The organism is Micromonospora sp. DT31, from assembly GCF_049841795.1.
Lineage (GTDB): Bacteria > Actinomycetota > Actinomycetes > Mycobacteriales > Micromonosporaceae > Micromonospora.
On the sequence record NZ_JBNCKZ010000012.1, the window covers coordinates 1 to 21,964 of the forward strand.

Here is a 21,964-nt window from a genome sequence, read left to right on the forward strand (position 1 = left end):
GGATCGCCACCCGCGGCTACAGCACCAGCTGAGCCCCACCACGACAAGGCCCGACCCCACACCGGGGGTCGGGCCTTTCGGCGTCTCAGGACTCGGCGAGGACGGCCAGGATCCCCTCGCCGTACTTGGCGAGCTTGTTCTCGCCGACGCCGTTGAACCTCGACAGCTCGGCCAGCGTGGTCGGAGGCTCGGCGGCGATCTGCCGCAGCGTGGCGTCGTGGAAGACGACGTACGCCGGGACGCCCTGCTCCTTCGCGGTGGCCGCACGCCACGCGCGGAGCCGTTCGAAGACCGGTGTCGCGGCGGGGGAGAGGTCGGCGACGACGGTCGCCGCGCCCCGTGGCTTCGCGGCCCGGCCGGACAGCGGGCGCTCCGGCTCCTTGCGCAGGGTGACCGTGCGACGTCGGGCGAGCACCTCCGCGCTGGCCTCGGTGAGCGCCAACGTGCCGTAGTCGCCCTCGACGGCCAGCAGGCCCTCGGCGAGCAGTTGCCGGACCACGCCGCGCCACTCGGCTTCGCGCAGGTCGGCGCCGATGCCGAAGGTGCTCAGCGAGTCGTGGCCGTGTTGGTCGATCTTGTCGGTGTGCTTGCCGAGCAGGATGTCGATGCTGTGCCCGGCGCCGAACCGCTGGTTGCGTTCCCGGTCGAGCCGGTAGACGGTGGAGAGCAGTTTCTGCGCGGCGACCGTGCCGTCCCAGGACTCGGGCGGGTCGAGGCAGGTGTCGCAGTTGCCGCAGTTGGCCACGCCGCTCTCGCCGAAGTATTCGAGCATTTGGGCGCGGCGGCACCGGGCCGTCTCGCACAGCGCCAGCATCGCGTCCAGGTGGGCGGCCAGGTTGCGCCGGTGTGCCAGGTCGCCATCGGACGTCTCGATCATCTTGCGCTGCTGCACCACGTCCTGCAGCCCGTACGCCAGCCAGGCCGTCGACGGCAACCCGTCGCGCCCGGCGCGGCCGGTCTCCTGGTAGTAGCCCTCCACCGACTTGGGCAGGTCGAGGTGGGCGACGAAGCGGACGTCGGGTTTGTCGATGCCCATGCCGAACGCGATGGTGGCGACCATGACCAGCCCGTCCTCGCGCAGGAAGCGCTGCTGGTTGGTCGCGCGGGTCGTGGCGTCCAGACCCGCGTGGTAGGGCAGGGCAGGGATGCCGTTGGCGACGAGGAAGTCGGCGGTCTTCTCCACCGAGGCCCGGGACAGGCAGTAGACGATGCCGGCGTCGCCCGGGTGTTCGTCGCGCAGCAGGCTGAGCAGCTGCCGGCGTGGCTCCCGCTTGGGCACGATCCGGTACTGGATGTTGGGCCGGTCGAAGCTGGCCACGAAGTGCCGGGCGTCGGTGAGCCGCAGGCGGGTGGCGATCTCGGTGCGGGTGGCTGCCGTCGCGGTGGCGGTGAGCGCGATCCGCGGCACGTCCGGCCAGCGTTCGTGCAGCATCGACAGGTTGAGGTAGTCGGGGCGGAAGTCGTGCCCCCACTGGGAGACGCAGTGCGCCTCGTCGATCGCGAACAGGGCGATCCGGCCGCGTTCCAGCAGGCCGAGGGTGGAGCGGACGGCGAGCCCTTCCGGGGCGAGGTAGAGCAGGTCCAGCTCACCGGCCAGGTAGGCGGCCTCGACCCGGCGCCGCTGTGCCGGATCCTGGGTGGAGTTGAGGAACCCGGCCCGCACGCCGACCGCGGTGAGCGCGTCGACCTGGTCCTGCATGAGCGCGATCAGCGGGGAGACGACCACCGCCACGCCGTCGCGGACCAGTGCGGGGATCTGGTAGCACAGCGACTTGCCGCCGCCGGTGGGCATCAGCACCAGCGCGTCGCCGCCGGCCACCACGTGCTCGACGATCTCCTGCTGGAAGCCGCGGAAGGCGTCGTAGCCGAAGACCCGGCGCAACACCTCCAGCGCGTGCGCGGTCCGCGCGGTGGTGGCTGGCGGCGCGGTGGTGGCTGGCGGCGCGGTGGGTGACGCCTCGGTGGGTGACGCCTCGGTGGGTGACGCCTCGGTGGTCCGCTCGTCGGTGGGGGAGACCATCCGCGCAGTCTACGAGCGTCCCCCGACAGCGCCCCGCTCCGGCGGGCGCGTCGCCGGGCCGGCCTCGCCCCCACCCCGGTCGGTGACCCGGCGGAGCCGCGCGTGCACCGATCGTCGGCGATGCGCCCGGGTGTCGGGAGCACCACCCGCGGCGACCGGAACCGGGCAACGCGCTGCGCCGCTCCTCACCCGTGGAATCCCGGGCGGGGTCGCAGCCGTTAGAGTCGCTGATTGACCATGCGCGGCCGACCGGCCGCGGCGCCACGTCTGGGGGTAGCGGGTGAGCGAGGCGCGTACGACGGGTGACCTGGTGCCGACCAACGCGGAGACCGCGCTGGGGCGGCCCGCGTCGGCTGAGTCGGACACCTCACTGGTGGTGGTGACCGGGCTGTCCGGCGGTGGGCGCAGCACGGTGGCCCGGGCGTTGGAGAACGTCGGCTACTACGTGGTCGACAACCTGCCCCAGGCGTTGCTGCTCGACATGGCCGAGCTGGCGTTCAAGGCCGGCGGCGCGGCCCGGCGTACGGCGATGGTGCTGGACGTGCGCTCGCGTGCCTTCTCCACGGACCTGGCCGGGGCGATCCGGGAGCTGCGCGAGCGCGGCTTCCAGCCCCGGGTGGTGTTCGTCGACGCCGACGACGAGGTGCTGATCCGTCGCTTCGAGAGCGTGCGCCGCTCGCACCCGTTGCAGGGTGAGGGGCGGTTGGCCGACGGCATCGCCGTCGAGCGGACGCTGCTGGAGGAGGCCCGCGAGCAGGCCGACGTGATCATCGACACCAGCCAGCTGAACGTCAACCAGCTCCGTCGGCGGGTCGAGGAGCTGTTCGGCGGGGAGGACGCCCGCCGGCTGCGGATCACCGTGATCTCGTTCGGGTTCAAGTACGGCCTGCCGCCGGATGCCGACTTCGTGATGGACGCCCGGTTCCTGCCCAACCCGTACTGGGTGCCGGAGCTGCGGGAGCACACCGGCCGGGAGGAGGCGGTCAGCGCGTACGTGCTGGGCCAGGAGGGCGCGGAGGCGTTCGTGACCGGCTACGCCGACCTGGTCAACGCCACCACCGCCGGCTTCGAGCGGGAGGGCAAGCGCTACCTGACCGTGGCGGTCGGCTGCACCGGCGGCAAGCACCGCAGCGTGGCGATCGCCGAGGAACTGGCCGCCCGGCTGCGGCGCTCCGGCATCGCCGCCAACGCCCAGCACCGGGACCTGGGGCGGGAATGACCCCGACCAGGGTGGTCGCGTTCGGTGGCGGTCACGGGCTGTCGGCGTCGCTGCGGGCGCTGCGGCACTGCGTACCCGAACTCGACCTGGACATCACCGCGGTGGTCACCGTGGGTGACGACGGTGGTTCCAGTGGCCGGCTGCGCGCCGAGCGCGGCGGTCTGCCGCCGGGCGACCTGCGGCAGGCGCTCGTCGCGCTGGCCGGCGACCATCCGGCCACCCGGCGCAGCGCGGCGTTGTTCCAGCACCGCTTCGCCGCCGCCGCGCCCCGCGTCGCACCGCCGCCGCTCGCCGGCCCGGAGTGCGCCGCGCACCCCCCGACGGCGTCGCCGGCGCTGACGACGTCGCCGCCGGCAAGGGCCGGGGCGAGGACGGGTACGGGGGCGGGCACGGCCGACCCGCTCGCCGGCCACGCGGTGGGCAACCTGCTGTTGCACGGCCTGACCGAGTTGCTCGGCGACCCGGTGGCGGCGCTGGACCACGCGGGGGCGATGCTCGGCGCGGTCGGCCGGGTGCTGCCGATGTCCCGGCAGCCGGTGGGCATCGAGGCCCAGGTCCGTGGCGTCGACCCGGCCCGTCCGGACGAGGTGCGTACGGTACGCGGCCAGCACCAGGTCGCGGTCACCTCCGGCACGGTGGTGTCGCTGCGGCTCACCCCCGCCGCGCCGGCCGCGTGCGCCGAGGCGGTGAGCGCGGTACGGGCCGCCGACTGGTTGATCTTCGGGCCGGGGAGCTGGTACACCAGCGTGCTGCCGCACCTGCTGGTGCCGGGGCTGGCCGACGCGATCGTGTCCAGCCCGGCCCGGCGGTTGGTGACGCTCAACCTGGTGGCCGAGAAGGAGACCTCCGGGCTCTCCCTGCCCGACCATCTGGACACCCTGCGGCGCCATCTGCCCGAGCTGAAAGTGGACAGGGTGCTGGCCGACTCCACGGCGGTGGGTGACCCCGTGGCGGTCGAACATGCGGCAGAATCGCTGGGTGCCCGGCTGGTTCTCGCTCCCGTCGCCGTCCTCGACGGTGCGCCCCGTCACGATCCAGCCGCCCTGGGCGCCGCACTGGTGCCTGTCCTGGGCGCCGATCGTTAGACACGTACGTAATCACCGGCGACACGCCGGTACCGGTCCGTGAGGGGGCGCACTAATGGCGATGACGGCCGCGGTCAAGGACGAGCTCAGTCGGGTCGACGTGCCCAAGCCCTGCTGCCGCCGGGCGGAGATGGCCGCCCTGCTGCGGTTCGCCGGCGGCCTGCACATCGTGTCGGGTCGCGTCGTGGTCGAGGCGGAGCTGGACACCGGGGCGGTGGCCCGCCGCCTGCGGCGGGAGGTCGCCGAGGTCTACGGCTACCCCAGTGAGATCCACGTGCTCGCCTCCGGTGGCCTGCGCAAGGGCAGCCACTTCATCGTGCGGGTGGTCAAGGACGGCGAGGCGTTGGCCCGGCAGACCGGCCTGCTCGACGTGCGGGGCCGCCCGGTGCGCGGGCTGCCGCCGCACGTGGTGGCCGCGAACGTCTGCTGCGCGGTCTCGGCCTGGCGGGGGGCGTTCATGGCGCACGGCTCGCTGACCGAGCCGGGCCGTTCCAGCGCGCTGGAGATCACCTGCCCGGGGCCGGAGTCGGCGCTGGCGCTCGTCGGCGCGGCCCGGCGGATCGGCATCACCGCCAAGAACCGTGAGGTACGCGGCGTGGACCGGGTGGTGGTCAAGGACGGTGACGCGATCGCCGCGCTGCTCACCCGCATCGGCGCGCACTCCAGCGTGCTGGCGTGGGAGGAGCGACGGGTGCGCCGGGAGGTGCGTGCCACCGCCAACCGGCTGGCCAACTTCGACGACGCCAACCTGCGCCGCTCGGCCCGGGCGGCGGTGGCCGCCGCGGCCCGGGTGACCCGGGCGTTGGAGATCCTCGCCGACGACGCGCCCAACCACCTGACCTCGGCCGGCCGGCTGCGGCTGGAGCACCGCCAGGCGTCGCTGGAGGAGCTGGGCGCGCTCGCCGAGCCGCCGCTGACCAAGGACGCCATCGCCGGCCGGATCCGCCGGCTGCTGGCGCTCGCCGACAAGCGGGCCCGTGACCTGGGCATCCCGGATACGGAAGCGGCAGTCACGCCGGACATGCTCGTGGTCTGATAGGACGGTGGGGCGACGCACGGCGAGCGGGATCACCACCCGCCGCAGCGCGACACCGCACGCTCGGATATGGTCGCTGCGTACGGCAAGGGGGCCGGCACAGGCATCCCTCGCCGTGCTCACCGCCTCGGGCGGTCAGGTCTGGTAGGACCGCGGCGGGGTGGCCGAGATGACATGTCGACGGCCGGCTCCAACGGTCGGCGCACACACCTCCGCCGGCCGTGGTCTGACGCCGGCGGACCAGAACGCGAGGAGATGGGACCTGTGACCATCCGGGTTGGCATCAACGGCTTCGGCCGGATCGGCCGTAACTTCTTCCGGGCAGTGCTGGCGTCCGGCGCGGACATCGAGGTCGTGGCGGTCAACGACCTGACCGACAACGCGACGCTCGCCCACCTTGTCAAGTACGACAGCATCCTGGGTCGCCTTCCGCACGAGGTGAAGGCCACCGCCGACGAGATCACGGTGGGCGGCAAGACCATCAAGACGTACGCGGAGAAGGACCCGGCGAACCTGCCGTGGGGCGAGGTCGGCGTCGACGTGGTCATCGAGTCCACCGGCTTCTTCACCGACGGCGCCAAGGCCAAGGCGCACCTCGACGGCGGGGCCAAGAAGGTCATCATCTCCGCGCCGGCGAAGAACGAGGACGTCACGCTGGTCATGGGCGTGAACCAGGACAAGTACGACCCGGCCAAGCACAACATCATCTCCAACGCCTCGTGCACCACCAACTGCCTCGCGCCGATGACCAAGGTGCTGCAGGACACGTTCGGCATCGAGCAGGGTCTGATGACCACGATCCACGCGTACACGCAGGACCAGAACCTGCAGGACGCGCCGCACAAGGACCTGCGTCGGGCCCGGGCCGCCGCGCTGAACATCGTCCCGACCTCGACCGGCGCTGCGAAGGCGATCGGCCTGGTCCTGCCGGAGCTGAAGGGCAAGCTGGACGGCTACGCACTGCGCGTGCCGATCCCGACCGGCTCCGCCACCGACCTGACCGTGACGGTCGGCCGTGAGACCACTGTGGACGAGGTCAACGCCGCCATCAAGGCCGCCGCCGAGGGCCCGCTGCGGGGCATCCTCAGCTACAACGAGGACCCGATCGTGTCGGCCGACATCGTGACGGACCCGGCGTCGTGCATCTTCGACGCGCCCCTGACCAAGGTGATCGGCAACCAGGTCAAGGTCGTCGGCTGGTACGACAACGAGTGGGGCTACTCGAACCGCCTGGTGGACCTGGTGAAGCTGGTGGGTCAGTCGCTGTGAGTGCACGGATCCGCAACCTCGACGACCTGCTCGCCGAGGGGGTGTCGGGTCGGCGCGTGCTGGTGCGCGCCGACCTGAACGTCCCGCTCGACAAGCAGACCGGTGAGATCAGCGACGACGGCCGGATCCGGGCCGTGCTGCCGACGTTGAGCGCGCTCGTGCAGGCCGGCGCGAAGGTGGTCGTCTGCTCGCACCTGGGCCGCCCGAAGGGCAAGCCGGACCCGCAGTTCAGCCTCCGCCCGGTCGCCGGGCGGCTCGGTGAGCTGCTCGGCGCGCCGGTGCACTTCGCCGAGGACACCGTCGGCGACTCGGCGCGGTCCACCGTGGCCGCGCTTGCCGACGGTCAGGTCGCCCTGCTGGAGAACCTGCGGTTCAACGCGGGGGAGACCAGCAAGGACGACGCGGAGCGGGGCGCGTTCGCCGACCAGCTCGCCGCGCTCGGCGACACGTACGTGGACGACGCCTTCGGCGCGGTGCACCGCAAGCACGCCAGTGTGCACGACGTGCCGGCGCGGCTGCCGCACGCGGCGGGCCGGCTGGTGCTGCGTGAGGTCGAGGTGCTCAGCCGGCTCACCGGCGAGCCGGAGCGGCCGTACGTGGTGGTCCTGGGCGGCTCGAAGGTCTCCGACAAGCTGGCCGTGATCGAGGCGCTGTTGCCGACGGTCGACCGGCTGCTCATCGGCGGCGGGATGTGCTTCACGTTCCTCAAGGCCCAGGGTCACGAGGTGGGCACGTCGCTGCTGGAGAAGGACATGGTCGAGACCTGCCGCAACCTGATGGAACGCGCGCCGGGCAAGATCATGCTCCCGGTCGACGTGGTGGCCGCGGACGCGTTCGCGCCGGACGCCGCGCACGACACGGTTCCGGCCGACGGCATCCCCAGCCACCGGCTGGGCCTGGACATCGGGCCGGAGACGGTGGCCGGCTTCGCCGCCGTGCTGTCCCAGGCGAAGACCATCTTCTGGAACGGCCCGATGGGCGTGTTCGAGATGGCGGCGTTCGCCAGCGGCACCCGGGGCGTGGCCGAGGCGATCACCAAGGCCGACGCGTTCAGCGTGGTCGGTGGCGGTGACTCCGCCGCGGCGGTGCGCGCGTTGGGTCTGGACGATTCCTCGTTCGGGCACATCTCCACCGGTGGTGGCGCCTCCCTGGAATACCTGGAGGGCAAGACCCTCCCCGGCATCGCGGCCCTGGAGAACTGAATGGCGAGCACGACCCGCCGGCCGCTGATGGCCGGCAACTGGAAGATGAACCTGAACCATCTCGAGGCGAACCTGCTGGTGCAGAAGCTGGCCGCGAGCCTGACCGAGAAGCAGCTCACCGACGTCGAGTGCGTCGTGCTGCCGCCGTTCACCGACCTGCGTACCGTGCAGACCGCGGTGGACGGCGACAAGCTGATGATCGGCTACGGCGGGCAGGACCTGTCGCCGTTCCCGTCAGGGGCCTATACCGGGGACATCTCCGGGCCGATGCTGGCGAAGCTGGGCTGCACCTACGTGGTGGTCGGGCACTCGGAGCGGCGGCAGTACCACCACGAGGACGACACGCTCGTCAACGCGAAGGTGGCGGCGGCGCTGGCGAACGGGCTCACCCCGATCCTCTGCATCGGCGAGGGCCTGGAGGTGCGGGAGCAGTCGCGGCAGGTGCCGCACTGCTGTGACCAGCTCGACGGCGCGCTGAAGGGGCTCACCGCGGAACAGGTCACCAAGGTCGTGGTGGCGTACGAGCCGGTCTGGGCGATCGGCACCGGCAAGACGGCGACCCCGGAGGACGCCCAGGAGGTGTGCGGCGAGGTGCGTCGGCGTATCGCCGAGACCTACGACCAGGGCACCGCCGAGCAGGTGCGGATTCTCTACGGCGGGTCGGTCAAGGCGTCGAACGTCGCCGCGATCATGGCCAAGCCGGACGTGGACGGGGCTCTGGTCGGGGGCGCCAGCCTGGACGCGGAGGAGTTCGCCGGGATCTGCCGGTTCCCGGAGCACACCACCCGCTGATCGCTCGCTATTCTTGACGCTGCCCGTCCACCTGCCGGTGTCGCGGTGCCCGACAGGTCCGGGCAGTGATCGCTACGAGAGGACTGACCCCCGCCATGCCGATCTGGTTCGCCTACACGATGATCTCGTTGCTGGTCATCACGAGCGTCCTGCTCACCCTGCTGATCCTCCTGCACCGCGGCAAGGGCGGCGGGTTGTCGAGCATGTTCGGCGGCGGCGTCAGCTCAAGCCTGGCCGGTTCCTCGGTGGCCGAGAAGAACCTCGACCGCTACACCGTTCTGGTGGGAATCGTCTGGTTCGCGTGCATCGTCGGGTTGGGGCTCTGGCTGCGGCTGCAGATGGCCAACGGCGCCTGAGCCGACGCTGACGTCGTACAATCTGCGCGCGGTCCGTGACGGGCCGCGCGCAGTTTTGTTCTCCACGCGTCGCCCGTCGCCCGCCCCTCCGGCGGCGGTCCCCTCCGACGACAGGGAGCGAGCAACCGTGCCCAGCAACAACGTCATCCGCGGCACCCGGGTCGGGGCCGCGCCCGAACGTTTCGACCAACGCGCCGAGCCGGCCCCGCGCCGTCCGGTCGTCTACTGGTGCCGCCACGGCCACCGGGTCGAGTTCCTGATCGCCGCCGAGGCCGAGACGCCGGCGACGTGGGAGTGCACCCGCTGCGGTGAACCGGCCGGCCCCGACCAGGGCAACCCACCCGACCGCCGCCGCGCCGAGCCCTTCAAGACCCACCTGGCGTACGTGCAGGAGCGGCGCACACCGGAGGAGGGGGAGGCGTTGCTCGCCGAGGCACTGGACGCGCTGCGCCGTCGCCGCGGTCGCGCCTGATCGACCGTACGGAAGGGCCCCGCCTCGACCGGATGCCGTCGAGCGGGGCCCACTTCGCACCGTTCAGCGAAGGCTGCGCAGGCGGTGCGGCACGTTGGCCGCCGCCGCCCGGTCCAGCAGCCAGAGGGTACGGGTGACCCCCCGTGCCCCGGCCGCCGGCAACTGCACCGGGCCGGCCCCGGCCAACGCCATGCCCACCGCGCCCGCCTTGTCCGCCCCGGCGGCGACCAGCCACACCTCCTCGGCCGTGTTGATCGCCGGGAGGGTCAGCGTGGTCCGCACCGGCGGCGGCTTCGGGCTGCCCCGCACCGCGCTGACCGGGCGGCTGTCGTGGTGCACCGGATGCCCCGGGAACACCGACGCCACGTGCCCGTCCTCGCCGACGCCGAGTATCAGCACGTCGAAGTGGGGGAGGGCGGCGTGTCCGGGGCGGGCCGCGGCGACCAGCTCCCGCGCGTAGCGGGCGGCGCCCGCCTCCGGGTCGTCACCGTCCGGTCCGTCGCTGGCCGGCATCGGATGCACCCGGGCCGGGTCCAGCGGCACCGTGTCCAGCAGCGCCGCCCGCGCCTGCGTCTCGTTACGTTCCGGGTCGCCGGCCGGCAGGAACCGCTCGTCGCCCCACCACACGTCGACCCGGGACCAGTCGACCGCGTCCCGGGCGGGCAACTGCCCGATCGCCCGGTACACCGCCGCGGCGATCCGTCCGCCGGTGAGAACCACCGACGCCTGGCCGCGCTCGGCCTGCGCGTCGAGCAGCCTCACCACCAACCGGGCCGCCACCGCCTGCGCCAGCAGGTCGGGGTCGGCGTGTACGGCGACACTCGCCTCAGTCATCCGTCGTGCCCTCATGTTCCGACCACCCCATGGCAGTCACCCGTGCCTCCGACCGCCCGGTCCGGGCGGTCACTCGTTCGCCGTCGCGCCCGCGTGCGCGGTCACGCCGGCCTCGGCGCGCTGGGCGGTCGCCGGGTCCTTCCACACGTGCACCCGCTGGACGGGACGCTCGTCGAGCCCGGTCAGCCCGGCCGAAGCGCCGAGCGCCTCCGCGTACACCTGATCGGCGTCGAGCCGGCGCAACTCCTCGGCCAGTTCGTCGCCGAGCGGGCGACGGACCAGCGGCAGGGTGCGGTCCTGCTGCCCGGTACGCCGGAAGACCGCCACGCTGTCGTCCCTGGTCAGCGTCAGCTCGTCGCCGTTGGCGCAGCGCAGCTGCACCTGGCGCATGCGGGGGAACTCCTCGGTGTGCTCCCAGACCGGGTCGATGCCGAGGCGGGCGGCGAGCCAGCCGCGCATCAGCGCCGCCGTCGGGTCGGTGCGGGGCGCCACCACCGTCGCCTCGGTGACCCGGGCCTGGGTGGTGTCGAACGCCCCCGCCACCAGCGTCCGCCACGGGGTGATCCGGGTCCACGCCAGGTCGGTGTCGCCGGGTGCGTAGTCGACGGCCCGCTCCCGCAGCGCGGCGATCGGGTCCGGGGACTGCGCCGTGTCGGTGATCCGCCGATCGGCCACCACACCGAGGAAGTCGGTGGCGATCTCCTGCGGCGGCTCGCCGTGCCACCAGGTCACCACCGGCACGTCCGGCACCAGCAGCGGCATCACCACCGACTCGGCGTGCAGCGCGAGCCGGCCGTACATCCGGGTGACCACCGCCTCGCACGGCCCGAGCCGGCCACCCACGACGATCTCCGCGTCCAGCCGGTTGCGCTCCCGCTCGACGTCGGAGCGGACCACCACGAGCAGGCGGCAGGGGTGCGCGGCGGCGGCGATGGTGGCTGCCGCCTCGGCCTCCCGGACCCGCTTCTCGTCCACCACGACGATGAGCGTGAGCGCCATGCCGCTGGCCACCCCGCCCGCGCTGCGCCGTTCCGCGGCCAGCGCCTTGACCACCTCGTTGCCGGTGGTGTCCCACAGCCCGATCATCGGAGCCTCCTGGTTCGCTCGCCGTGCCCGCTCACGCCCGCCGCCACGCCCGACCCTCCCGGGCCAGCATCTCGTCGGCGGCCCGGGGACCCCACTCGCCGGCCCGGTACCGCTCCGGCGTGGTGCCCTCCCAGGCGTGTTCCAACGGGTCCACCACCTGCCAGCTCTGCTCGACCTCGGCGGCGTCCGGGAACAGCGTGCGGTCGCCGATGAGCACGTCCAGCACCAGCCGCTCGTACGCCTCCGGGCTGGACTCGGTGAACGCCTCGCCGTACTGGAAGTCCATCGCGATGTCGCGGACCTCCATCGTCGTGCCCGGCACCTTCGAGCCGAACTTCAACACCACGCCCTCGTCCGGCTGCACCCGGATGACGAGCTGGTTGGGGCCCAGGGACTCCATGTCGGCGTCGTTGAACGGCAGGTGCGGGGCCTTCTTGAAGATGATGGCGACCTCGGTGACCCGCCGGGGGAGCCGCTTGCCGGCCCGGATGTAGAAGGGCACCCCGGCCCAGCGCCGGTTCTGGATGCCCAGCTTCACCGCCACGTACGTCTCGGTGGTGGAGTCCGCCGGGACGCCCTCCTCCTCCAGGTAGCCCTTGGCGCGTTCGCCGCCCACCCAACCGGGCAGGTACTGGCCGCGGACGGTGTCGGCGGTGATGTCGCGGGGCACGGTGATCGCCTTGAGCACCTTGAGCTTCTCGGCGCGGATCTCGTCGGCGTCGAAGCTGGTGGGTTCCTCCATGGCGACCAGGGCGAGCAGTTGGAGCAGGTGGTTCTGGAGCACGTCGCGGGCGGTGCCGACGGAGTCGTAGAACGCGGCCCGGGTGCCGATGCCGACGTCCTCGGCCATGGTGATCTGCACCGAGTCGACGTACTTGGAGTTCCACAGCGGTTCGAACAGGTTGTTGGCGAACCGCAGCGCGAGGATGTTCTGGACCGTCTCCTTGCCCAGGTAGTGGTCGATCCGGAAGACGTCCTGGCCGGTGAACACGTCGTCGACCAGGTCGTTGAGCGCCTTGGCCGACGGCAGGTCGTTGCCGAACGGCTTCTCCACCACCACCCGGCGCCAACCGCCGGACTTCGCGTTGTCCGCCATGCCGGTGCGGGCGAGCTGCTTGAGCACCACCGGGAACGCGGCCGGGGGGATGGAGAAGTAGAAGGCGGCGTTGCCCGGGATGCCGTGCGTGTCGCGCAGTTCGTCCAGCGTGGACGCGAGCTGGTCGAACGCGGCATCGTCGTCGAACGAGCCGCCGACGAACTTGATGTTGCCGGCGAGTCGCGCCCAGACCTCCTCCCGCCACGGGGTGCGGGCGTGCTTCTTGGCCGCCTCGTGGGCCACCGACTCGAAGTCGCCGTCACCCCAGTCCCGGCGGGCGAAGCCCAGGACCACGAAACCGGGCGGCAGGAGCCCCCGGTTGGCCAGGTCGTAGACCGCCGGCAACAGCTTCTTGCGGGCCAGGTCGCCGGTCACCCCGAAGATCACCAGCGCGCACGGCTCGGGGATCCGGGGCAGTCGCCGGTCCTGGGCGTCGCGCAGCGGATTCACCGGGACACCTCCTGTTGCGTCTCGATCCGCTGTTTCCACGTCATTGATCGTCACGTGCGTGTCCGTCCGGGCCGTGTCGGGCAGCTGGGTGGCGCGGTGACCCACGTCACCACCTCACCGGTTCCACGGTACGACGGAACGCGCCCCGGGGCCGGGCCCCGGGACGCATCGGAGGTCGTCCGTCACGCGTTGCCGCCGGCCTGCTGGGCGGCCTGCGCGTTGCCCTCGGCGGCCCGGTGCGGGCTGCCGGCACCCTTGGCGGCCTCGGCGAGGGACTTCTTGACCCCCTCCAGCAGCTCCGTCCAGCTCGTCTCGAACTTCTCCACACCCTCGCGTTCCAGCGTGGCGATCACGTCGGCCAGGTCCACGCCGACGGACTCCAGGTCGGTGAAGACCCTGCGGGCGTCGTCGTACGCGCCGGTGATCGTGTCCGCCTGCGTCTCGCCGTGCTCGGCGTACGCGTGCACGACCGGCTCGGGCATGGTGTTGACCGTGCCGGGGGCGATCAGCTCCTCGACGTAGATGACGTCCCGGTAGTCCGGGTTCTTGGTCGAGGTGGACGCCCAGAGCGGACGCTGCGGGTGGGCGCCCGCGTCGGCCAGCTTCTGCCAGCGGGCCGAGGAGAAGACCTCGCCGTAGCGCTCGTACGCCAGCCGGGCGTTCGCGACGGCGGCCTTGCCGCGCAACGCCTTGGCCTGGTCGGAGCCGATCTTCTCCAGCCGCTTGTCCACCTCGCTGTCGACCCGGGAGACGAAGAACGAGGCGACCGAGCCGATCTTCGACAGGTCGTGCCCGTTGGCCTGCGCCTGCTCCAGGCCGGCCAGGAACGCCTCCATCACCTGCGAGTAGCGGTCCAGCCCGAAGATCAGCGTGACGTTCACGCTGATCCCCTCGGCAAGCGTCCGGGTGATCGCCGGCAGGCCCTCCTCGGTGGCCGGGATCTTGATGTACAGGTTCGGTCGGTCGACCAGCCACCACAGCGCCTTGGCCTCGGCGACCGTCTTGTCCGCGTCGTGCGCCGAGCGCGGGTCCACCTCGATCGAGACCCGGCCGTCCACCCCGCCGCTGCCGTCGTACGAGGGGCGCATCACGTCGCAGGCCCACCGCACGTCGTACGTGGTGAGCATGCGGACCGCCTCCTCGACGTCCACATCCCGGCTGGCGAGGTCGCGCAGCTGCCAGTCGTACTCGTCGGCGTCACTCAACGCCTTGGCGAAGATCGTCGGGTTGGTGGTCACCCCGGCCACGTGGCTCTCCCGGCGCAGCTTGTCCAGCCCGCCGGAGCTCAGTCGTACCCGGGAGAGATCGTCGAGCCAGATCGCCACTCCGGCGTTCTGCAGTTCGTTCAGCCTGTCGGTCATGCCGTCCACGCTCCCCTCAGTTGCCGGTCGTGAAACCGGTGATGTCGCCCACCCGGGTCAGCGCCGCGTGCGCGGCGGCCACGATCCGGTCGGGGGTGAACCCGAACTGCTCGAAGAGCACGGTGTGCGGGGCGCTCGCGCCGTAGTGCTCGATGCTGACGCACTCGCCGCTGTCCCCGACGATCGCCCGCCAGGACATCGCGATGCCCGCCTCCACGCTCACCCGTGCCTTTACCCCGCGCGGCAGCACCGACTCCCGGTACGCCTCGTCCTGCGCGAAGAACCATTCCTGGCAGGGCATCGAGACGACCCGGGTGGGCGTGCCGTCGGCCTCCAGCCGCTCCCGGGCGGTGAGGCAGAGCTGCACCTCGGAGCCGGTGCCGACCAGGATCACCTGCGGCTTGCCGCCGGATGCCTCGGCCAGCACGTACCCGCCCTTGGCGGTGGCCTCGGCGGGGCCCAGGTCGGTGCGGTCCAACGTGGGCAGCGCCTGCCGGCTCAGCGCCAGCGCGGTGGGCCGGTCGGTGTGCTCCAGCGCCTGCCGCCACGCCCACGCCGTCTCGTTGGCGTCGGCCGGACGGACCACGTCCAGCCCGGGGATGGCCCGCAGCGCGGTCAGCTGCTCGATCGGCTGGTGGGTCGGGCCGTCCTCGCCGAGACCGATCGAGTCGTGCGTCCACACGAAGGTCACCGGCAGCTTCATCAACGCGGCCAGCCGCACGGCCGGGCGCATGTAGTCGCTGAACACCAGGAACGTGCCACCGTACGGGCGGGTCCCGCCGTGCAGGGCGATGCCGTTGAGGATCGCGCCCATGCCGTGCTCGCGGATGCCGAAGTGCAGCGTGCGGCCGTACTCGTCGCCCGGGAAGTCCTTGGTGGCGTGCGCCGCCGGGACGAACGACCGCTCGCCCTTCATCGTGGTGTTGTTGCTCTCGGCCAGGTCGGCCGAGCCGCCCCACAGCTCGGGCAGCACCGGGGCCAGCGCCTCCAGGACCTTGCCGGAGGCGGCCCGGGTGGCGACGCCCTTGGCGTCCGCGTCGAAGGTGGGCAGCGCGTCGGTCCAGCCCTGCGGGAGGGTGCGGGTGGCCATCCGGTCCCACAGCGCCTTTCGCTCCGGGTTGGCCTGCGCCCAGGCGTCGAACCGGGTGTCCCACTCCGCCTGCGCCTGCGCACCGCGTTCGAGCACCTGGCGGGCGTGCGCGAGCACCTCCTCGTCGATCTGGAAGGTGACCTGCGGGTCGAAGCCGAGGATCTCCTTGGTGGCCTTCACCTCGTCCGCGCCGAGCGCCGAGCCGTGGACCTTGCCGGTGTTCTGCTTGTTCGGCGCGGGCCAGCCGATGATGGTGCGCAGCGCGATGAACGACGGCCTGTCGGTCTCCGCCCTGGCGGCCAGCAGCGCCTGGTACAGCGCCGCCACGTCCTCGTGGTAGTCGCCCTGGTCGGCGTCGCCGCTGCGCCAGTCGACGGTCTGCACGTGCCAGCCGTACGCCTCGTAGCGGGCCGCCACGTCCTCGCTCTTGGCGATCCGGGTGTCGTCCTCGATCGAGATCTCGTTGTCGTCGTAGATCAGGCAGAGGTTGCCGAGCTGCTGGTGGCCGGCGAGCGCGCTGACCTCGTGGCTGATGCCCTCCTCGATGTCACCGTCGGAGGCGATGCACCAGACGTCGTGGCGGAACGGGGAGTCGGCCCGGTCCGGCTCCGGGTCGAACAGGCCGCGTTCGCGGCGGGCCGCCATCGCCATGCCGACCGCGTTGCCGAGGCCCTGGCCGAGCGGACCGGTGGTGGTCTCCACGCCCGGGGTGTGGCCGTGCTCCGGGTGGCCCGGGGTGAGCGAGCCCCACTGGCGCAGCGCCTTGAGGTCGTCCAGGGCCAGCGGGTAGCCGGAGAGGAAGAGCTGGATGTAGAGCGTCAGGCTGGAGTGCCCGGCGGAGAGCACGAACCGGTCCCGGCCGGGCCAGTTCGGGTCGGCCGGGTTGTGCCGCATGACCCGGTTGAAGAGGAGGTAGGCCGCCGGGGCGAGGCTCATCGCCGTACCGGGGTGGCCGTTACCGGATTTCTCCACGGCGTCCATGGCCAGCACGCGGACCGTGTCCACGGCCCGGCGGTCGAGGTCGGACCAGTTGAGTTCGGGAAGCTCGGGTCGGTTGGCAGCCACAGTGGTTGTGCTCCTCGGCAGATGGGCGGAACCCTCACTGATGACCCTATCGAGCGACCCTAAACGTCCGCTCGCGGATCTCAGCATGCTGTTCTGTACGGATTCCGCGCTGCCGCGCGTTCAACCCCAGGTGTGACGGCTCGCACCGTTGCCGGGTCTGCGGGGCAGGCAAAACGACGCCGCGTAGTGTGTGGGTCGGTGTGTGGACCTGCACGGGTCCGGGCCGAACGACCTCCCCCCGCCGATGCCGGAAGGTGGCAATCCGTGAGCATGATCACCGAGCGCCCCGTCAGCAATCCTGCCGGGCAGCCGCCGGTGGCCACGGTGGCGGAGGTGGCGGTCGGCGGTCGGCGGGACGTGCGCGCCGTGGTGGCGGCGTACGTGGCGCTGACCAAGCCGCGGATCGTCGAGCTGCTGCTGGTCACCACCGTGCCGGCGATGATGCTCGCGCACGGCGGGATGCCGTCGCTCTGGCTGGTGGCCGTGGTGCTTGTCGGCGGCTCGCTCGCCGCCGGGGCGGCCAGCGTGCTCAACTGCTACATCGACCGGGACATCGACCAGTTGATGCGGCGGACCAAGCGCCGGCCGCTGCCCGCGCACACCGTGTCGCCGCGCAGCGCGCTGATCTTCGGGCTGGTCCTCGCGGTCGTGTCGGTGGCCCTGATGGCGGTCACCACCAACTGGCTGGCGACCGGGCTGACGCTCGCCGCGATCGTCTACTACGACGTCGTCTACACGATGTGGCTCAAGCGCACCACGGCCGCCAACACGTTCTGGGGCGGGGTCTGCGGAGCCGCGCCGGTGCTGATCGGCTGGGCCGCGGTCACCGGCTCGCTGTCGCCGGCCGCGTGGGGCCTGTTCGCGGTGGTCTTCTTCTGGCAGATGCCGCACTTCTACGCGCTGGCCATCAAGTACAAGGCGGACTACGCACGGGCCGGCATCCCGATGCTGCCGGTGGTGGCCTCGGTCCGCCGGGTCAACGCCGAGATCATCGGCTTCTCCTGGCTGACGCTGCTCTCCTCGCTGGCGGTGTGGCCGCTCGGCATGAGCCCGATCTACGGGGTGACCGCGCTTGTGGTCGGTGGCATCTTCGTGGTCGAGGCGCACAAGCTGTGCCGGCGCGCGACGCGTGGCGAGGCGGTGAAGCCGATGCGGCTGTTCCACTGGTCCACGACCTACCTGACCATCCTGTTCGCCGCGGTCGCCCTGGACGCCCTGATCTGAGCCCTCGTCGGGCCGGTGGAACACGCCGTCGTCACGGTTGGTCAGAAATTTTTTTCCGGTTTCCGCGGACGGGTGCAACCCGGACAGATTGTGACGATCTCGTTGGCCCGTTCTGTCCGGTAATGAGCGACAAGTCCGGGCGAATTACCTGTGGTTCCGCTTAAACCGGCGGGTAATTGGCATCACATTCAGTTCATGGTTCTCCCACATCCGAGGGGATGTCTGCTTAGGCTTCGCGTCATGGCAGAAGGTTCCGATACGACCCTGACGGCTGACAAGACCGCCGAGCAGGCCCCCAACGGCCTGGTCGCGGGCATCAAGTCGTTCGCCGCCGGGCACGGCGGCGCGAAGGCGGTCATCGAGTACGTCGGCAAGCGCGGCGCGCGGATCGTCCTGGTGGGCGCCGACGGCGCGTGGGCCGACCAGTTCGCCGACGGCACCGACATCGCGCGGCAGGCGTGCGCCACCGCCGGAGTCGACATCGAGAACGCGTGGGAGCGAGAGCTGATGGACCAGATGCGTCCGAGCAACGACCTGTGGCGGTCGATGGCCCGGCGCACCATGTCCCGTTGACATAGACCGAATGACCAACCACCAGTCGACCCGGGGGAAACCCCGGGTCGCTCTCGTCACCTGCGCCGCCCTGCCCGACCTCGACCCCGACGACCGGCTCACGCTCGACCCGCTCGCCGCCCGCGGTGTGGCCACCGACATCGCGGTCTGGGACGACCCGGCCGTCGACTGGTCCGGCTACGACCTGGTCGTCCTCCGGTCCCCGTGGGACTACGCGCTGCGCCGCGACGAGTTCGTCGCCTGGGCCCGTACCGTGCCGGCGCTGGCCAACCCGGCCGACGTGGTCGCCTGGAACACCGACAAGCGCTACCTGGCCGAGCTGCCGGACGCGGGGGTGCCCACCGTGCCGACGGTGTGGGTGGCGCCCGGGCAGGGCTGGGCCACCCCCTCCGCCGGCGAACACGTGATCAAGCCGGCGGTCAGCGCGGGCAGCCAGGACACCGGCCGCTACGACCTGGCCGACCCGGAGCACCGTGAGCTGGCCCTGGCGCACGTGCGGCGGCTCTCCGACGCCGGCCGGGTCACCATGGTCCAGCCGTACCTGGGCGCGGTGGACACCGCGGGGGAGACCGCGCTGCTGTTCCTGGCCGGGCCGGACGGGCTGGCGTTCAGCCACGCCATCCGAAAGGGGCCCATGCTGACCGGGCCGGACCGGGGCGAGGCCGCGCTCTACAAGGAGGAGCGGATCGACGCCCGCGCCGCCACCGCACAGCAGCGTGCCGTCGCCGGGCGGGTGCTGGCCGCCGTCCCGGGCGGTGCCGACCGGTTGCTCTACGCCCGGGTGGACCTGATCCCCGGCCCGGACGGCGCGCCCGTCCTGGTCGAACTGGAACTGACCGAGCCGAGCCTGTTCGTCGGGTACGCCGACGGCGCGCCGGACCGCCTCGCCGACGCGGTGCTGACCCACCTGGCCGGCCGCCGCTGACCCGTGTCGTGCGCCCCGCGCGCCGACACCGGCGACGACCGTCCCCGGCTCCTCAGTCGCGGTCGCTGTGGTTGCGTTCCCACCGTCCGCCGATCGGCGGCGTGTCCAGCCGCAGGGCTGCCCGGGTTCCGGCGAGGTCGTTGTCCTCGAACACGCACGACAGGCAGCTGCCCGCCTCGGTGACCCAGATCCCGTACGTCTGGGTGTCGGCGTCCCGGTGCCAGATCCGGTTGGCCCGCACGGTGGCCGAGTCGAACGGGGCGGCGATGGTGATCCCCCCGGTCGCCGGCGGCCCGTCCGGCAGTTCGTACGCCGTGCCGGGCTGCGGGGTGGCCTCGTTCCAGCCGGTCGCGCCGTCGGGGCGTACCTCGGCCAGCGACAGCCGCTCGGCGGTGTTGTCGGCCACCACCGCCTCCCGGCTGTCGACCCGGACCACCTTGCCCCGGTGCCCGCCGGCCGGCCAGTCCGCGTTGCCGTCGGTGACCTCGCGCGGGCCGTAGCGCACCGCCTCGCCGGAGCCCTGGTGGGCCGGCGCGCGGCGGTGGCCGTTGTCCCGGATGCGGTTGCCGACGATCGAGGCGTCGAGCATCGGCCGGTCGATCCGGATGCCGTCCAGCGCGTTCTCCCGGATGTCGTTGTCCTGGATGACCACGTCCGCGGCGGCGCCGGCGTAGCCGTGGCCCAGGTCGTGCTCGTGGTAGCCGTAACCGCCGTTGCGGCTGATCCGGTTGCCCTGCACCGCGTACGGGCCGGGCGTGTTGCCCATGCTGATCCCGTCGCCGACGTTGGAGTCGACCACGCAGCCGGTCAGCAGGCCACCTCGCCCGGCCACCGCGGCGGTGCCGTTGGCGGACACGTCGAAGCCGGCCTCCAGGTTGTTGGTCATGGTGCAGCCGGAGACGATCAGCCCGTCCGCGCCCCAGTCGGAGATGCCGAACCGGTTGGCCTGGCTGTGGCAGCCGATGATCCGGATGCCCCGCGGCGGGGTCCAGTAGTCCTTCTGCAACTCCAGGAAGATCCCGTTGGTGCCGTTGCCGATGGTGGTGCAGTTGGTGATGGTGAGGCGTTCCACGTCGCCCCACCCGCCGACGCCGACGCCGATGCCGGCGCCGCCCATCTGCACCCCGCTGTCCAGCCGGCCGCAGCCGACCACGACCACCCCGTCGATCAGGCTGTCCTGGAGGAAGTCGCAGCCCAGGCCGGTCGCCCCGGTGTGGTGGATGTACAGGTTGCGGAACACGCCACGCACCACGTACTGCAGGCCCAGCCCCTTGGCCAGGTAGTCGTAGGCGGTCTGGGCGACCCCGGAGCCGTCGATCTCGAAGTCGGCGAACGTGCAGTCGGTGATGTGCCGGTCCCGGTCCGCGCCGTGCTGCACGGTGGTCCAGTAGGCGAGCGGGACCGGCGCGCTCCGGTTGCCCTCGTTGCTGAGCAGGAACCGGGTCGCGGCCGGCCCGGCGCCGATGAGCGAGACGCCGCTGCGCCACACGGTGCCGGCGTCGCGGATCGAGTACAGGCCCGGCGGGCAGTAGATCACCCGGGCCCGGCCGTCGGCGTCGTACCCGGCGCCGAGGCGGTCCACGAGCGCGGCCAGCGCGGGCTGGTCGTTGGTCACCCCGTCACCGGCGAGCCCGTGGTCGTGGGCGTCGCACCACAGCGGCGCGCCGGCCACCGGCGTCAGCCGCTGCGGCGTGGTGGTGGCGAGGCTCTTACGTGACACGGCGGGCTCCCTCGGGCGTGCGGTCGGTGGCCCGGACCGCTTTCCCGCTCCCGTCGTGCGGTAACGCCTCGCTCAGACGGTTGCGCCGACCGGCTCGGCGGTGGGCTCGGCCGGGGCCGGCGGCACGACCGGCAGCCGCTCCCGGGTCGCCCAGAGCACGCTGAGCGTGGCCAGCAGCACCAGGCAGGAGCCGAGCATGTGCGCGCCGACGAGCACGCCGGGCAGGTGGGTGAAGTACTGGACGAAGCCGATCAGGCCCTGACCCAGTTCGACGGCGAGGAGCACCCCGGCGGCCCGCGTGGCGCGTTCCGCGCCGATCGCGCGGAACGCGAAGAACAGCCCCACCGACAGGCCGATGAGCAGGAAGACGCCGTCGGCGTGCACCTGGGAGATGGCCGCCGGGTCCAGGCCGTTGCGTGCCGCGCCGTGGTCGCCGGCGTGCGGCCCGCTGCCGGTCACCCAGGTGCCGACCACCAGCACGGAGGCGCTGACCGCCGTGGTGAGCCGGGCGAGGGTGCGCAGCGGCGTCGGCACGGTCGGGCTCACCGGCCCGTCCGGTTCGCCGATGCGCCGCCAGAGCGCGTACGCGGCGGCGATGACCGCCATCGAGGCGAGGAAGTGCAGCCCGACCACCCACGGGTTGAGGTTGGTCAGCACGGTGATGCCGCCGAGGACCGCCTGGGCGGGGATGCCGAGCAGCACGCCCACGGCCAGCGGCAGCAGACCCCGGCGGCGGGGTCGGCGCGCGAGCACGGCCAGCACCACGGCGAGCGCGATGATCCCGACGGCGAACGTGAGCAGCCGGTTGCCGAACTCGATCACCCCGTACACGCCCATCTCGGCGGTCGTGGTGTAGGAGTCGTCGGTGCACCGGGGCCAGGTGGGGCAGCCGAGACCGGACGCGGTGAGCCGGACCGCCCCGCCGGTGACCACGATCGCGACGTTCGCGATGATCGAGGCGAGCGCGAGACGGCGCAGCAGCGTGGAGGAGACCGGGAACCGGACGGAACGCTTCACGGAGCGAATCCTACGCACCGTAGTGGACCTCGATCGGGTGACTCCGCGACCCCGGTGGTCCGAATCACCGGA

Annotated in this window: 19 protein-coding genes; 11 read left to right on the forward strand and 8 right to left on the reverse strand. The window is 72.2% G+C overall.

What is annotated here, in order from left to right:
• Positions 1 to 85: 85 nt before the first annotated feature.
• A complete protein-coding gene (gene recQ, locus ACLQ2X_RS19770) occupies positions 86 to 2,020 on the reverse strand; it encodes a DNA helicase RecQ (protein WP_425682536.1) in 1,935 nt (644 codons plus the stop codon).
• Positions 2,021 to 2,330: 310 nt separating this feature from the next.
• Between recQ and rapZ the strand changes: the two genes are divergently transcribed.
• The 8 genes from rapZ (at position 2,331) to ACLQ2X_RS19810 (ending at position 9,451) form a co-directional block, all read left to right on the forward strand.
• Positions 2,331 to 3,239, forward strand: coding sequence for an RNase adapter RapZ (rapZ, locus tag ACLQ2X_RS19775; protein ID WP_425682676.1), 909 nt, complete (start codon positions 2,331 to 2,333; stop codon positions 3,237 to 3,239).
• On the forward strand, positions 3,236 to 4,324 hold the full coding sequence (locus ACLQ2X_RS19780; protein ID WP_425682537.1) for a gluconeogenesis factor YvcK family protein: 1,089 nt from the start codon (positions 3,236 to 3,238) through the stop codon (positions 4,322 to 4,324). The genes rapZ and ACLQ2X_RS19780 overlap by 4 nt, the downstream gene beginning before the upstream one ends.
• 55 nt (positions 4,325 to 4,379) lie before the next feature.
• Positions 4,380 to 5,360, forward strand: coding sequence for a DNA-binding protein WhiA (gene whiA, locus ACLQ2X_RS19785; RefSeq protein WP_030503240.1), 981 nt, complete (start codon positions 4,380 to 4,382; stop codon positions 5,358 to 5,360).
• A gap of 264 nt (positions 5,361 to 5,624) precedes the next feature.
• A complete protein-coding gene (gene gap, locus ACLQ2X_RS19790) occupies positions 5,625 to 6,629 on the forward strand; it encodes a type I glyceraldehyde-3-phosphate dehydrogenase (RefSeq protein ID WP_425682538.1) in 1,005 nt (334 codons plus the stop codon).
• An 8-nt stretch (positions 6,630 to 6,637) separates the two neighbouring features.
• Positions 6,638 to 7,831 carry a phosphoglycerate kinase gene (locus tag ACLQ2X_RS19795; RefSeq protein WP_425682677.1) on the forward strand — a complete coding sequence of 398 codons (1,194 nt, stop codon included), beginning with the start codon at positions 6,638 to 6,640 and terminating at the stop codon, positions 7,829 to 7,831.
• Positions 7,832 to 8,623 (forward strand): triose-phosphate isomerase, encoded by a 792-nt coding sequence (gene tpiA / locus ACLQ2X_RS19800; RefSeq protein ID WP_425682539.1) that lies wholly within the window; start codon positions 7,832 to 7,834, stop codon positions 8,621 to 8,623.
• A gap of 95 nt (positions 8,624 to 8,718) precedes the next feature.
• Positions 8,719 to 8,979, forward strand: coding sequence for a preprotein translocase subunit SecG (gene secG, locus ACLQ2X_RS19805; RefSeq protein WP_425682540.1), 261 nt, complete (start codon positions 8,719 to 8,721; stop codon positions 8,977 to 8,979).
• Positions 8,980 to 9,106: 127 nt separating this feature from the next.
• The gene (locus ACLQ2X_RS19810; RefSeq protein WP_425682541.1) at positions 9,107 to 9,451 is read left to right on the forward strand and encodes an RNA polymerase-binding protein RbpA; all 345 of its coding nucleotides are present in this window, start codon (positions 9,107 to 9,109) and stop codon (positions 9,449 to 9,451) included.
• A 63-nt stretch (positions 9,452 to 9,514) separates the two neighbouring features.
• Here ACLQ2X_RS19810 and pgl read toward each other — a convergent pair whose 3' ends face one another.
• The 5 genes from pgl to tkt all read right to left on the reverse strand — a co-directional run bounded on the left by pgl (position 9,515) and on the right by tkt (position 16,433).
• Positions 9,515 to 10,285 (reverse strand): 6-phosphogluconolactonase, encoded by a 771-nt coding sequence (gene pgl, locus ACLQ2X_RS19815; protein ID WP_425682542.1) that lies wholly within the window; start codon positions 10,283 to 10,285, stop codon positions 9,515 to 9,517.
• 69 nt (positions 10,286 to 10,354) lie between these two features.
• Positions 10,355 to 11,371, reverse strand: coding sequence for a glucose-6-phosphate dehydrogenase assembly protein OpcA (locus tag ACLQ2X_RS19820; protein ID WP_425682543.1), 1,017 nt, complete (start codon positions 11,369 to 11,371; stop codon positions 10,355 to 10,357).
• A 31-nt stretch (positions 11,372 to 11,402) separates the two neighbouring features.
• Positions 11,403 to 12,917, reverse strand: coding sequence for a glucose-6-phosphate dehydrogenase (gene zwf / locus ACLQ2X_RS19825; RefSeq protein ID WP_425682544.1), 1,515 nt, complete (start codon positions 12,915 to 12,917; stop codon positions 11,403 to 11,405).
• Positions 12,918 to 13,099: 182 nt separating this feature from the next.
• The gene (gene tal / locus ACLQ2X_RS19830; RefSeq protein WP_425682545.1) at positions 13,100 to 14,278 is read right to left on the reverse strand and encodes a transaldolase; all 1,179 of its coding nucleotides are present in this window, start codon (positions 14,276 to 14,278) and stop codon (positions 13,100 to 13,102) included.
• Positions 14,279 to 14,294: 16 nt separating this feature from the next.
• Entirely contained in the window at positions 14,295 to 16,433 is a 2,139-nt protein-coding gene (tkt, locus tag ACLQ2X_RS19835) for a transketolase (protein WP_425682546.1), read from the reverse strand.
• Positions 16,434 to 16,697: 264 nt separating this feature from the next.
• Between tkt and ACLQ2X_RS19840 the strand changes: the two genes are divergently transcribed.
• From ACLQ2X_RS19840 to ACLQ2X_RS19850, 3 genes are all read left to right on the forward strand, one after another.
• Complete coding sequence (locus tag ACLQ2X_RS19840) at positions 16,698 to 17,657, forward strand: heme o synthase (protein ID WP_425682547.1); 960 nt, start codon at positions 16,698 to 16,700, stop codon at positions 17,655 to 17,657.
• Positions 17,658 to 17,897: 240 nt separating this feature from the next.
• Positions 17,898 to 18,230: a hypothetical protein gene (locus tag ACLQ2X_RS19845; protein WP_425682548.1), complete on the forward strand. Its 333-nt coding sequence runs from the start codon at positions 17,898 to 17,900 to the stop codon at positions 18,228 to 18,230.
• A gap of 10 nt (positions 18,231 to 18,240) precedes the next feature.
• Complete coding sequence (locus ACLQ2X_RS19850; protein WP_425682549.1) at positions 18,241 to 19,155, forward strand: ATP-grasp domain-containing protein; 915 nt, start codon at positions 18,241 to 18,243, stop codon at positions 19,153 to 19,155.
• Between the two features lie 52 nt (positions 19,156 to 19,207).
• On the opposite strand, the gene ACLQ2X_RS19855 is transcribed toward ACLQ2X_RS19850, so the two are convergent.
• Both ACLQ2X_RS19855 and ACLQ2X_RS19860 read right to left on the reverse strand, forming a co-directional pair.
• Complete coding sequence (locus tag ACLQ2X_RS19855; protein WP_425682550.1) at positions 19,208 to 20,875, reverse strand: right-handed parallel beta-helix repeat-containing protein; 1,668 nt, start codon at positions 20,873 to 20,875, stop codon at positions 19,208 to 19,210.
• Between the two features lie 72 nt (positions 20,876 to 20,947).
• Positions 20,948 to 21,892 carry a COX15/CtaA family protein gene (locus tag ACLQ2X_RS19860; protein WP_425682551.1) on the reverse strand — a complete coding sequence of 315 codons (945 nt, stop codon included), beginning with the start codon at positions 21,890 to 21,892 and terminating at the stop codon, positions 20,948 to 20,950.
• Between the last annotated feature and the right edge of the window lie 72 nt (positions 21,893 to 21,964).